General features: G+C 69.5%; 11 protein-coding genes. 5 read left to right on the top strand and 6 right to left on the bottom strand.

Translation table 11 applies throughout. The features are described 5' to 3' along the window. Positions 1-28: 28 nt before the first annotated feature. From pth to GON09_RS12355, 3 genes are all read right to left on the bottom strand, one after another. A complete protein-coding gene (pth, locus tag GON09_RS12365) occupies positions 29-601 on the bottom strand; it encodes an aminoacyl-tRNA hydrolase (RefSeq protein WP_213932027.1) in 573 nt (190 codons plus the stop codon). A 93-nt stretch (positions 602-694) separates the two neighbouring features. Beyond that, the gene (locus GON09_RS12360) at positions 695-1,303 is read right to left on the bottom strand and encodes a 50S ribosomal protein L25/general stress protein Ctc (protein WP_213932026.1); all 609 of its coding nucleotides are present in this window, start codon (positions 1,301-1,303) and stop codon (positions 695-697) included. A 207-nt stretch (positions 1,304-1,510) separates the two neighbouring features. Further along, on the bottom strand, positions 1,511-2,689 hold the full coding sequence (locus GON09_RS12355) for an aminotransferase class V-fold PLP-dependent enzyme (protein WP_213932025.1): 1,179 nt from the start codon (positions 2,687-2,689) through the stop codon (positions 1,511-1,513). A 155-nt stretch (positions 2,690-2,844) separates the two neighbouring features. On the opposite strand from GON09_RS12355, the gene egtA reads away from it, so the two are divergent. From egtA to GON09_RS12330, 5 genes are all read left to right on the top strand, one after another. After that, the gene (gene egtA / locus GON09_RS12350; protein ID WP_213932024.1) at positions 2,845-4,074 is read left to right on the top strand and encodes an ergothioneine biosynthesis glutamate--cysteine ligase EgtA; all 1,230 of its coding nucleotides are present in this window, start codon (positions 2,845-2,847) and stop codon (positions 4,072-4,074) included. Continuing rightward, positions 4,071-5,363 carry an ergothioneine biosynthesis protein EgtB gene (gene egtB / locus GON09_RS12345; RefSeq protein WP_213932023.1) on the top strand — a complete coding sequence of 431 codons (1,293 nt, stop codon included), beginning with the start codon at positions 4,071-4,073 and terminating at the stop codon, positions 5,361-5,363. The genes egtA and egtB overlap by 4 nt, the downstream gene beginning before the upstream one ends. After that, positions 5,356-6,105, top strand: coding sequence for an ergothioneine biosynthesis protein EgtC (gene egtC, locus GON09_RS12340; RefSeq protein WP_213932022.1), 750 nt, complete (start codon positions 5,356-5,358; stop codon positions 6,103-6,105). The genes egtB and egtC overlap by 8 nt, the downstream gene beginning before the upstream one ends. Continuing rightward, positions 6,102-7,058, top strand: coding sequence for an L-histidine N(alpha)-methyltransferase (gene egtD / locus GON09_RS12335; protein WP_213932021.1), 957 nt, complete (start codon positions 6,102-6,104; stop codon positions 7,056-7,058). Before egtC ends, egtD begins: the two co-directional genes overlap by 4 nt. A gap of 75 nt (positions 7,059-7,133) precedes the next feature. Then, a complete protein-coding gene (locus GON09_RS12330; protein WP_213932020.1) occupies positions 7,134-8,360 on the top strand; it encodes an MFS transporter in 1,227 nt (408 codons plus the stop codon). Here the strand turns inward: GON09_RS12330 and GON09_RS12325 are convergent. From GON09_RS12325 to GON09_RS12315, 3 genes are all read right to left on the bottom strand, one after another. Next, on the bottom strand, positions 8,329-10,908 hold the full coding sequence (locus tag GON09_RS12325) for a LuxR C-terminal-related transcriptional regulator (protein ID WP_213932019.1): 2,580 nt from the start codon (positions 10,906-10,908) through the stop codon (positions 8,329-8,331). The two genes, GON09_RS12330 and GON09_RS12325, sit on opposite strands and share 32 nt — an antisense overlap. Positions 10,909-11,126: 218 nt before the next feature. Then, positions 11,127-11,801 (bottom strand): hypothetical protein, encoded by a 675-nt coding sequence (locus GON09_RS12320; protein ID WP_213932018.1) that lies wholly within the window; start codon positions 11,799-11,801, stop codon positions 11,127-11,129. A gap of 155 nt (positions 11,802-11,956) precedes the next feature. Continuing rightward, positions 11,957-12,586 (bottom strand): DUF2461 domain-containing protein, encoded by a 630-nt coding sequence (locus GON09_RS12315; RefSeq protein ID WP_213932017.1) that lies wholly within the window; start codon positions 12,584-12,586, stop codon positions 11,957-11,959. Positions 12,587-12,599 lie beyond the last annotated feature (13 nt).

The following is a 12,599-nucleotide window of genomic DNA, read 5'->3' as shown; positions in this document are numbered from 1 at the left end:
TAGCACCTGCTACCGGAAACGCGCACCGTCAGTGGATGCGGTTCTGGGCGCCCTCGAGACCGAGCTTCAGGAGCAGTTCGACGGCGTCGGCCCCTTCCTCGCACCACACGTCGAGTTCCTTGCGTTCCGTGGCCGAGAACGGCTTGAGCACGAAATCGGCGGGATCCTGCCGGCCGGGCGGACGACCGATGCCCATCCGCACCCGCAGGTAATCCTTGGTGCCGAGCGCCGACGAGGTCGACCGCAGGCCGTTGTGCCCGTTCTCGCCACCGCCGAGCTTGAGCCGGATCGTCCCGAAGTCCAGGTCGAGTTCGTCGTGCACGACGATCACGTTCGCGGGTTCGACCGAGAAGAACTTCGCCAGGGCGGCGACCGGCCCACCCGACAGATTCATGTAGGTGCGCGGTTCGGCGATGATCACCTGCCGGCCGTCGAGCCGGGCCTGCACGATGTCGGCGTTACTGCGCTTGTGAGCGGAGAACTTTCCGCCGACGCGTCCGGCCAGCACGTCAGCCACCATGAATCCGATGTTGTGCCGGGTGTTCTCGTACTTCGGCCCGGGGTTGCCGAGACCGACCACGAGCGCGGTGTCGTCGCCCACGTGCAGATCCTTCCGTGCATTCGAACGACGTGCGGCGCGCCACCCCGGAGGATGACGCGCCGCACGAGTGACTTACGGGGAGCCGGTGAAGGCTCAGGCCTCCTCGGAAGCCTCTTCGGCGGCCTCTCCGCCCTCGGTGCCTTCCATGGCACCGGCGGAGGGAGCCTCGACGATGTTCACGAGCAGCAGCTCGGGATCGTCCTGGAGGGTGGAGCCGGCGGGCAGCTCGACGCCACCGGCCAGGATCTGGGTTCCGGCCTCGGCGCCCGCGATCGAGACGGTGATCTCCTCGGGGATGCTCAGGGCGTCGGCCTCGAGCTTGATGGTGTTGACCTCGTTGACGACGAGGGTCGCCGAAGCGGGCTCGCCCTGGAGGACGACGGGCACCTCGACGGTGACCTTCTCACCCTTCTTCACGACCAGCAGGTCGGCGTGCTCGATGTAGCGGCGGATCGGGTGGACGACGACCGACTTGGTCAGCGCGAGCTGCTCGTCGCCGTCGATGTCGAGAGTGAGGACGGCGTTGGTGCCGTGGGCACGCAGCACGGCTGCGAACTCGAGGTCGGGGAGGCCGAGGTGCCGGGGCTCGGTGCCGTGGCCGTAGAGGACGGCGGGGACCTGGCCGGCGCGACGGGCGCGGCGTGCGGCACCCTTGCCGAACTCGGTGCGGACGCTGGCTACGAGACGATTCTCGTCGGACATGATGTGACGGCTCCTACGCTGGTGGCACTTCGTGGTCGGGTGTTCTCGAACGAACGGATCCGACACGTGCGACCGGGGAGCACATTGCTTCCGTCGCAGCCGCGTCGATCACGGTGATCCAGCGATATTGCGGTTCACCCTCGCCGAGACAACTCGAACCACTTTACCGGACGACGTCGGGCAGGGACAAACAGCCCTCGTGCGACCTCACGACCGGGTGAGATCGTGCACCGCGGCGAGGAACCTGTCGACGTCGGCCGGGGAGACGAAATAGTGCGGTGACGCCCGCACCACCGACGGCAGGTCGCGCGCGGTCATGTCCAGCAGGGTCGAACTGCGGCCGCTGACCGTGACCGTCACCGACCGCTCGGCCAGGGCGTCGCGGACCTCCCGCGGGTCGCGGCCGTCCACGGTGAACGAGACGATGCCGCTGTGCTGCTCGCCGAGGTCGGTGACGGTGACACCGTCGATGCCCGCGAGCCCGTCGCGCACGTGCCCGGCGCGGTACGCCACCGCCTCGGCCACGGCGTCCACACCCAGATCGAGGAGATAGTCCACTGCCGCGCCGAGCCCGAGCCGGGCCGCCACCCCGCTCTCCCACATCTCGAAGCGGGAGGCGTCAGGAGCGAGTTCGTAGCTGTCGGGCGCGGTCCACGAGGCGCTGTGCAGGTCGAGCACCGCCGGCTCGAGGTCGGTCACCAGCCGTGGCCGCACATAGAGGAAACCGGTGCCGCGGGGGCCGCGGAGCCACTTGCGCCCGGTGCCCGACAGGGCGTCGACGTCGAGTTCGGGCACGCTCACCGGCAGCTGCCCCACCGACTGGCACGCGTCGAGCAGTACGAGCGCACCGACCGCGTGTGCGGCGTCGGCGACCTCCCGTACGGGATTGACCAGCCCACCGTTGGTGGGGGCGTGGACGACGGACACGAGCCGCACGCGTTCGTCGAGCATCCCGTCGAGTGCCTCGACGTCGATGCGACCGGACGGATCGGACGGCACGACCTCGACGGTGGCACCGGTGGTCCGTGCGCGCTGCAGTGCGGCGATCGCGTTCGCGGCGTACTCGGCCTGCGAGATCAGGATGCGGTCACCCGGTCGCAGCGGCACGGCGTAGAAGAACGACGTCCACGCCCGCGAGGCGCCGTCGGACAGTGCGATCGAGGTCTCCGGTGCGTCGAACAGTCGGCCGAGCGAGGTCTTCACGGCGGTCAGGTCGTCGAGCCGCTCGTCGGCCGCCACGTACCCGCCGACCTCGGCCTCGCGGCGCAGGTGCGCGAGCATCGTGTCCAGCACCGGAGTCGGGGGCAGGGACGATCCCGCGCTGTCGAGGAAGACCCGGTCGAAGCATCCCGGTGTGTCGCGTCGAGCCGCCTGCACGTCCAGCACGGACCCCGCACCTCCTTCTGTCGACCGTATCGTCGGGGTCGAGCCTGCCCGCTGGTGTCCGTTCGCGCACGCACCGGTGCGTTATCCGCGCGTCGTGTCCCCGGGCGGGTTAGTCTCGACCGCATACCTGGCGCACCGGCCGAGGGGGTGGACGAATGGCGATGGCAGTCGATGCCGCAGCCTCCCGTGCCCGCAAGGTACTCGGCTCCCGCGCGGACGCCGAGGACTATGTCCGCAGCAGGGCGTTCCGGCTGGGAGTTCCCAGGCTGATCGGGGTCGAACTCGAGTGGCTCACCGCCCGGGCCGACGGCACCGAGTCGCGTCCCGAACTCGCGACGCTCGTCGAAGCGCTCGGACCGCACGCACCGCACGCGGTGGCGCCGTCGTCGTCCGCGCGGCCCCTGCCGTCGGGCAGTGCGGTCAGCGTCGAGCCGGGCGGCCAGGTGGAGTTGTCCAGCGTGCCGTGTTCCTCGGCGCGGCAGGTGTGCGACCGGCTCACGGCCGATCTCCGCATGCTCCGGGCGCTGCTCGCCCGCCGGTCGGTGATCATGCTCGACCGCGCCGCCGACGAGGTGCGGCCTCCACACCGTCTGCTGCGAACCCCGCGCTACGGCGCGATGGAACTCCGCTACGACCGCATCGGCCCGATGGGCCGGCTGATGATGAACAGCACTGCGTCGGTTCAGGTCTCCGTCGACGCGGGACGCGACGAGGCGGAGATAGTGCGGCGCTGGGAGCTGCTGCACGCCATCGGCCCGGCGATGATCGCGGCCTTCGCGTGCTCGCCCCGGCTGCGGGGTGCTCCGGAGGGCGACTGGGTGTCGCAGCGGATGCGGACGTGGCTCGAGCTCGATCCCGACCTCACCCACGTCCACCACCCCGGCGACTACCCCGCGTGGGTTCTCGACGCGCCGCTGACCTGTGTGCGTTCCGATCAGCCCGAGTGGCACGCACCGCCCGGCGCGACCTTCGCGGCGTGGCTCGCGGGCGACCTCGACGCCGACATCCGTCGCCGACCCACCGTCGACGATCTCGACTACCACATGACGACGTTGTTCCCGCCCGTTCGTCCGTGCGGGCATCTCGAGGTGCGCTACCTCGATGCCCAGCCGGCCGAGTCGTGGCAGGTGCCCGTCGCGGCCTTGGAGGCGTTGCTCTCCGCTCCGGAGGTCTCCGCGGAGGCGTGTGCGATCGTCGCCCCGGTGCGCGACCAGTGGGCCGAGTCGGCCCGGGTGGGTCTCCGCTCGTTCGAATTGCGTGCTGCCGCAGCGGGTCTGCTCTCACTCGCAGCGGAGTCCTCGCGCGACATGCGGTTCACCGCGGCGCTCGACGCGGCCGCGGCGCGATGCCTGCGCGGGCTGGCGCCGGGTGAGGAGGTGCGGTGACCCCTGCTCGTGTTGCGCTCAGGCGTCACCTCGAGCGGGCGCGTGCCCGCACCGAGGTACTCACCTCCGTGCCGGAACGCGATCTCACCGCACAACATTCACCGTTGATGAGCCCCCTCGTGTGGGATCTGGCGCACATCGCCAACCAGGAGGAGCGCTGGCTCGTGCGGGTCGCGGGCGGGCGGCCACCCGTGCGCGGCGACATCGACGATCTCTACGACGCGTTCCGGCACCCGCGCGCGACCCGCACGGAGCTGCCGTTGCTCGACCCCGACGGGGCCCGCCGCTATGCGCGTGCCGTCCGAGAGCTCGCCTGGGACGTGCTCGAGCACAGTGCCTTCGACGACGAGCTGTCCCGCGAGGGTTTCGTCTTCGCGATGGTCGCGCAACACGAACAGCAGCATGCCGAGACGATGCTTGCGACACATCAACTGCGGCAGGGGCCTCCGTTGCTCGACGCTCCGGAGGCGCCGCGCACCGGAAGCGTTCCCGACACCGCGCGGGTCCGGATTCCGGCCGGTGCGTTCGAGATGGGCACGTCCACCGATCCGTGGGCCCTCGACAACGAGCGGCCGGCCCACGTCGTCGACGTGCCGGAGTTCGAACTCGACGCGGCGCCCGTCACCAATGGGCGTTATCTCGAGTTCGTCGACGACGGCGGGTACGCGCGGCGCGAACTGTGGAGCGAGGTGGGCTGGCGGCACCGTCTCGATGCCGGGCTCGAGGCTCCGCAGTTCTGGAGTCGCGACGATACCGGTTGGAGCAGAACGATGTTCGGTCGAACGGTACCGCTGCATCCCGGCGAACCCGTCGTCCACGTGTGCTTCCACGAGGCCGAGGCATTCGCCCGCTGGGCCGGGGGACGTCTGCCGACCGAGGCCGAATGGGAGAAGGCGGCGCGCTGGGATCCGGTCACCGGTCGCAGTCGTCGATTCCCTTGGGGCGACGGGGATATCGGCCCCGAACACGCCAACCTCGGCCAGCGCCATCTCGGTCCCGCCGTGGCCGGAGCCTATCCGCAGGGGGCGTCACCGCTCGGAGTGCACCAGTTGATCGGCGACGTGTGGGAGTGGACGGCCTCACCGTTCACGGGTTACCCGGGCTTCCGCGCCTTCCCGTATCGCGAGTACTCGGAGGTCTTCTTCGGCGACGGCCACCGGGTTCTGCGCGGGGGATCGTTCGGAACCGACGAGGTCGCGTGCCGCGGCACCTTCCGCAACTGGGACCTGCCCATCCGCCGTCAGATCTTCGCCGGGCTGCGCGTCGCATACGGGACGGGCGATGTGTAGACATCTGGCGTACATCGGACCGGAGACGAATGTCGCCACACTGCTGTCGACCGGAACGAATTCGCTGCTCCGCCAGTCCTGGGCACCCACCGACATGCGTGGGGGCGGGACGATCAACGCCGACGGGTTCGGTGTCGGATGGTGGAGTGCGGAGGGCACCTTCGGGCGGTACCGGTCGGCCTCGCCGATCTGGTCCGATCCCTTCGTCCGTGAAGGGCTCGGCTCGGTGCGGTCGCGTACGGTCGTCGCCGCGACCCGCTCGGCCACCGAGGCGATGCCTGTCGAGCGGTCGGCGGCGGCGCCCTTCGCCGACGACCGCTGGGCCTTCAGCCTCAACGGTGTGGTCCGGGGGTGGCCGGGTTCGCTCGTGACCCTCGCCGGCGCGCTGCCCGTCGCCGAACTGTTGCGGCTCGAATCCCCGACCGACGCCGCCACGCTGTGGCTTCTGCTGCAGTCGCGGTTGCGTTCGGCCGACCCGGAGCCTGCGTTGATCTCGCTCACCCATGACGTGCTGGGGCTGGCCCCGGATTCGCGGTTGAACATGTTGTTGTGCAACGAGTCCGGTATCTGGGCCACGGCCTGGTACCACTCGCTGTGGACGTTCGTCGACGAGCAGATCGCGATCGTGGCGTCCGAACCGTTCGACGACGACAGTCGCTGGAAACCCGTACCGGACCGGCATCTCGTCGCCGCCATGCCGGGCAAACTCATCGTCTCACCACTGGAGGTCGGCTCACCGTGATCGTCGACGTACACCTGCGCCCCGAGGACCTCGACGCCAAACTGCGCGAGGACGCACGGCGTGGCCTCACGTCCGATCCCAAGTACCTCTCGCCCACCTGGCTGTACGACGCGCGGGGCAGCCGACTGTTCGAGGAGATCATGCGGCTGCCCGAGTACTACCCGACGCGCACCGAGTTCTCCCTGCTGCGACAGCACGCCGCCGATTTCGCCGAATCGGCCCGTCCCGAGATGCTCGTCGAACTCGGTTCCGGTTCGTCCGAGAAGACACACGTGCTGCTCGATGCCCTCGAACCGTACCTCCACACCTACGTGCCGCAGGACGTCTCCGAGCCGGCGCTGCGTTCGGCCGTCACCAGATTGACGGTGGAGTACCCGAACCTGACGGTGCACGGCGTCGTCGGCGACTTCACCGATTCGCTCGCGCATCTTCCTGCCGGCGGGAAGCGCGCGATCGCGTTCCTCGGCGGCACCATCGGCAACCTCGTCCCGAGCGAACGCGCGCAGTTCCTCACCGGCACGGCCGCGATCCTCCACCCGGGCGAATGGCTGCTCCTCGGCGCAGGACTCGTCATAGACCGCGACACCCTGCTCGCCGCCTACGACGACGCGGCCGGAGTGACGGCGGAGTTCGATCGGAACGTCCTGCGCGTACTCAACGACCGGCTGGGCGCCGACTTCGACCCGGAGAAGTTCGTGCACCGTGCCGTCTGGGACGCCGAGAACGAGTGGATCGAGATGCGGCTCGAGGCCACCGAGGCGATGGACGTCCGGATCCCGGGCCTCGACCTGGAAATCTCCTTCACGGCAGGCGAACAGATCCGGACCGAGATCTCCGCGAAGTTCCGGCTCGTCGGTCTCGCGCAGGAACTCGCCGATGCGGGATTCGTCGTCCGGCACGAATGGGTCGATCCCGACGGTCGGTTCGTCCTGATCGGCGCCTCCCGGCAGTAAACCCCCCAGAAAATCCGCGGTTCGGCCGCCGAGCGGATTCGACACCCGCTGCGCCGGCACGGGAGGCTGGAAGACATGACGTCCTCTCGTTCCGTGCTGACGACCCCGGTCCTGCTGCTCATGGCCGTGGCGACGGGTCTGTGCGTGGGCGGCAACTACTTCAACCAGCCGTTGCTCGACTCCATCGCCGAGGCGCTGGACACCTCCCGGTCGGCTGCGGCCTCCACCGTGACGGTCGCGCAGGTCGCCTACGCTCTCGGCCTGCTGTTCCTCGTCCCGCTCGGCGACATGTTCCCGCAGCGGCGACTGGCCGTGATGCTCATGCTGGCTGCCGCGGCGGGGCAGGGGCTGAGCGGATTCGCACCGAGCATCGGGGTGCTCGTCGTGGGCACCGCGATCGCCGGTCTGTTCTCGGTCGCCGCGCAGGTGCTGGTGCCGTTCGCGGCGACCCTCGCCACCCCCGAATCGCGTGGGCGGGCGGTCGGCACCGTGATGAGCGGCCTGCTCGTCGGGATCCTCGTGGCCCGGAGTGTCGCGGGCATCCTCGCCGAACTCGGCGACAGCTGGACGACGGTCTATCGGGTGAGCGCGGTCGCCATGGTGATCGTGGCCCTTGCGTTGTGGCGGGTACTTCCGGCAACACCACCGGTGGTCCGGCAGGGCTACGTCAGCACTGTGAAATCCCTCGGGACGTTGATCGTCCGGCACCCCCGCCTGCGGACCCGGTCGATTCTCGGGGGACTGAGCTTCGCATCGGTGGGCGCGCTGTTCTCGACGATGGCGTTCCTGCTGTCCGACCCTCCGTTCGGCCTCGACGACCTGCAGATCGGTCTCGTGGGTCTGGCCGGGGTGGCCGGTGCGGTCGCCGCGACCGTCGCGGGGCGGCTCGTCGACCGCGGGTACGGACCGCAGACGACCGCCGTGGGCGTGGTCACGCTGGTCGCGTCGTGGGCCGCGCTCGCCGCGGGCGGGAGCTCATTGGTGTGGTTCGTCGTGGGGATGCTCGTCGTCGACCTCGCATTGAATCTCGTGCACATCACCAATCAGAACATCGTGTACGCCCTCGATCCCGACGCCCGCTCTCGCGTGAACTCCGTCTACATGACGGGCTACTTCGTCGGTGCCGCATCGGGATCGGCGCTCGGCACGGTGGCGTGGACGGCCGGCGGGTGGCCTGCGGTGTGTGTGCTCGGCGTCGGTCTGGCGGTCCTCGCGGGCGTCGTATGGGCGCTCGACATGCGGCTCGCGGCCCGGATGCGGCCGACCTCGTCTACAACGACCGGCGGACCGGCAGCAGCCTGAGATCGCGCGCCCGGCCGATCGCCTCCACCCGGGTATGGACCCCGAGCTTGCGGTAGATGCTGCGCAACTGGGTCTTGATCGTGTTGTGCGAGACGAACAGCTTCTTCGCGATGTCGGCGTGGGTCGATCCGAGTGCCAGCAACTCGAGGACGTCCGTCTCGCGCCGGGACAATTCGACGTGGGTGACCGGTTCGGTGAAGACGGACGCGACCGGACCGCCCGGGATCGGGGGACCGCCGAGGTCGGCGAAACGCTGCGCGAGACCGTCGGCCGGCGTGGTGAAGGCGCGACGATTGCCGAGTGCCTCGGCGAGCGTGCAGGCCCGCTGCCAGCTGCGCAGCGCGGCGCCCTCGTCGTCGAGATCGAGGTGGGCACTCGCCTCGACGAGCAACGCCTCGAGATGTGCGCGCGGGAAACCGCACTCCGTCCACGGCACACGCTTGAGTTTCTTGAGCGCGACGTCGGGATGGCCGGTGAACCGTTCGACGCGCGCGTTCGTCACGACGAGCATCGGATGGCTCTGCGGCGCCTCCTCGGCGAGGGCGCGAGCGAGGTTGCCGTTGCCGAGCGCCAGATGCAGGTCGATCTCGGCGGCTCCGAGCAGGATGCGGGAGAACGCCCCGCGGTCGTGCAGATCGTGGTGCGACTCGATCAGCCGGTGGAGTTCGGTGAGTCCGTCGTAGGCGTTGCCCGTCGCCAGGTTGTAGTAGGCCCGGACGTAGGCGACGAATCCCCAGAGTTCCTCCGAGACGCGCGGGATGCCCAGTTCGTCGAGGTGCCGGGCAGCATGCTCGAGGTCGAGCGAGTCGAGCCGGACGAGTGTGGAAGCCACGCGGCCGCCCACCTTGACCATCTCGCCCCAGCGGCCCTCGGTGGGCTCGGCATGGCTCTCGGTGCGCAACCATTCCCGGGCGCGTGGGTTGTCGCCGGTCACCGCCCAGTTCAGGGCGGAGCTTCCCGCGGCGTTCTGGATGACGAACGCGATGTTCGCGGCGTAGGCACCCCGGTAGGCCCGCCGGAAGACGGTGGTGGATTCGGTCAGACATCCCGCGAGCTGCAGCGTGATCGCCCACTGCACGCGCAGCAGCGGAAGCTGCGGTCCGAGATCGTCGGGGCGGTGTTCGAGGATCGAATGGACGAGCGGACGCAGCAACAGGGTCAGCCGGGCGGCCTCGCCGAACTCGCCGGAGACCCGCAGGGTCAGGCTCTGCACCGTCGCGACGTAGACGGCCTGGGCGGCCTCGGGCCGCTTCCCGAGATCGGCGAGTTCGTCGGGATCCGTGGGCAGGGAGGCGTGCAGGATCGAATGTTCGTCGAGCATCTGCGTGAACAGCGCGCGACCGGCCTGCACCGACGGATGATCGGAGAGTTCCTCGTCGGGGATCTGCCGGAGCACCTTGACGAGAACGTCGAAGGAGCTGTCCACCATGCGCGCCCAGGATTCCTCGACGATCGTCACCGCGGTGTCCCAGTCACCGGCCTCGACGGCGTAGATCGACGCCTCGGCGGGCTTGCCGGCGTCGCGATGCTCCCGGGCGAGTTCGACGAGCAGGGCGTCGACACGTCCGGGTTGCTCCCGGCGGGAGATGTCGAGCACGCACGAGCGGACGGCGTCGGGCCACCGCCAGGTCCGGGGATCGTGGAAGGGCGAATCCATCACGAGGCCGGCGGCGGCGAGCGTCGCCAGTGCGGCGTCGGGGTCGGCCACGCCGGTCAGGTCGGCTGCCCGGTCGGCGGTGACGCTGTGAGCCGCGGCGACCGAGTACGCGAATTCGCGATGCTCGTCGTCGAGTTCGTCGATCCGGTTCTCGACGTACGTCCGTACGAGGCGGGCCAGTGCCGGGGTCGGCAGTCCTCGGGTGTCGATCAACCGCTGGGGCCGGCTCCGCGCGACGGCCGTGGCCGCCGAGACCAGGGCGGGCACACCACCGAGCACGCGGCACACGGTCTCACACTCGCTGTCGGAGCGCTCGGGTCCGGCCTTGCACAGCAGCGTCGTCGTCTCCTCGACGGTGAACGCGAGATCCGATGCCGGGACGTAGGTGGAGTCGATCCCGCGGATGACGACCTCGGCCAAGTCGGTGCTGTTGCCCGGGAGGCAGACGATCGCGTCGAGCCGCGGGCAGCGGTCGAGCAGCAGCAGGGTCGCCGCGAGAACCTGGGCCGAGTTCTGCGCGGACACGCAGGCGAGGACGAGCAGGCAGGGCGACCCCAGATCGCGGATGGTCCCGATCACCCGTTCGAACGGCGAATCGTCGGCGGCGACGTCGGCGGTCGGATGGTCGGTGAGGGCCTCGAGCACCCGCTCGGTCAAGTCGCCGTCGCCCGACGAGGGGAGCTCGGGAACCCACACGATCGTGTGGTCGGGTGCACCGCCCTGATGGAGCCATCCCGCGACCAGGGTCCGTTTCCCGAAGCCCGGGGGAGCGTCGATCACCGTCAGCGTGGAACCCCGGTCGAGGCATGCGAACAATCGGGGGCGCGCCAGGGCCGAGGACAGCGAACGCCACGCGGGTGCACCGACGCGAGGGGAGTCGGACACACTCACGCGCACTCCTTCGGAAGGCTTCGGCCCGGATCTGCGCAGGCGGGAAGGCCCGAGCAGTGCCCCCCGACAGGCCCTTGGTCGATCACAGACTACCTGGTCCGTTGTCGTGAGGTGCGGTAACGAGAGCAGTTGTGAGGTGCGCTAACGACGGCAGCCCCGGCACCGGACCGTCGAGCGAACTCGTCGGTGCGGGCGGGGCTGCGATCGTGGTCCGGCGACTAACGGCCGGATGCGCTCAGACGTGCCTTCTCGAGTGCGGCGAGGGTGCGGAGGATCGTCGCCTTCTGCTTCTCCAGATCGCTGCGTCGGGCGCGGGCCGCGAGGCCGCTCTGCTCGGCGACGAGTATGAGCTGCGCATCGATCGCGGAGAGCTGGTCGAGCAGCGCGAGGGCCCGGGTCTGGATCTCCTCGACGTCCACCGCGTCCGTGCGGACCGGAGCAGCGGACTTCGCCGGCTTCGAAGCCGACGAACTCCGGGTCACGGCAGCCGGACGCGCCGACGCCTGAGCGGAGGTACCGGCGTGATTCTCGGTGATCGCGGCGGCGCGTGGCCGCAGGGCCTTGCGCACGAGTGCCGGATCGGGCTGCTCGGCGAGGCGGATGTCGTTGAGGGCACGACGGGCTTCGCGGGCGGCGAGCCGGTGCTCGTACTCCTCCTCGTCGTCGGACTGCAGGGTGCCGCCGATGGGGCGCAGGCCGTACATGCCCATGAACTTGCGGGCCTCGTCGATGGCGGCCTCGTGCTTACGGCATGTGGCACAGCGAGGTTCGTTGCGGAACAGCTCGACCGAGTCGGTGTCGCCACACCAGACGCACGCACCCGGCGACCATCGTCGGACCGTTCGGATTGTCGCGTTTTCCGTAGGGGCTTCGAGAGTTTGCGCGTCGGTCACGAGGTGCCACTTTAGGTGAAAGCGGAGTTATGCAGGGCAGTGGGTCCCGCCCGACCTGCGACGATTTCACGCGGCGTGACGAAGATCATTCTCGTCCCGGCGCGTCCTCAAACCATTGCGCCACACAGCATTTCCATACCACTCGGTCTGCCGGATCACGTTGCGGTGGCGGCGGTGAGCCAGCGCACCAACGGCCGGAACTCCCGCCACGCCGAACGGACCTCCTCGAGAGTGCGCGGAGTGTCGATCCAAGGCGGTGAGATCTCGGTGCGACCCGCCCACAGCGACCGGTGCCGCATGAGTTCGATGCGGGGATGATCGGCGTCCACGCCACGCGGCCGGGACTTCAGCCGGTCACCCCCGATCTCGTATCCCGACCGTTCGAGCTTGCGCACGATCCTCCCGAGTTCCGGACCGCGACGTCCGTGATCGACCGCTGTGCGGTAGCCGGCGATCTGCTCGGACGACCCGTGGAACAGGCCGGCGGCCACCCTCAACCCGGCAGCGTTGATCTCGACGTAGTAGCCGACGCTCTGCGCAACGGAGACGAATCCGCCCTGATGGGTCTTGTACGGCAACTTGTCCTTGCTGAACCGCACGTCGCGATACGGGCGGAAGGCCTTGCCCTCCCCGAACTCCTCCTCGAGTTCCGAGAGCAGGGAAAGCATCGGGCCGCGCACGCAGTCGTCGTAGACGGCCTTGTGCGCGGCCCAGAATGCCTTGCTGTTGTCGGCCTCGAGATCGTCGTAGAAGTCGAGAGCCGCGACGGGAAATCCGGTGAACACCCGGACAGTCTGC

This window comes from Rhodococcus sp. B50 (assembly GCF_013602415.1).
Lineage (GTDB): Bacteria > Actinomycetota > Actinomycetes > Mycobacteriales > Mycobacteriaceae > Rhodococcus.
The sequence above is the reverse complement of the archived record's forward strand: the minus strand, read 5'-3'. Positions and strand labels throughout refer to the sequence as shown.

What these genes read in the sequence shown, in the direction of transcription:
- egtC (WP_213932022.1), top strand. Translation starts at nt 5,356, where the DNA reads ATGTGTAGACATCTGGCGTACATCGGACCGGAGACGAATGTCGCCACA.
- egtA (WP_213932024.1), top strand. Translation starts at nt 2,845, where the DNA reads ATGGCGATGGCAGTCGATGCCGCAGCCTCCCGTGCCCGCAAGGTACTC.
- GON09_RS12330 (WP_213932020.1), top strand. Translation starts at nt 7,134, where the DNA reads ATGACGTCCTCTCGTTCCGTGCTGACGACCCCGGTCCTGCTGCTCATG.
- GON09_RS12360 (WP_213932026.1), bottom strand. Translation starts at nt 1,303, where the DNA reads ATGTCCGACGAGAATCGTCTCGTAGCCAGCGTCCGCACCGAGTTCGGC.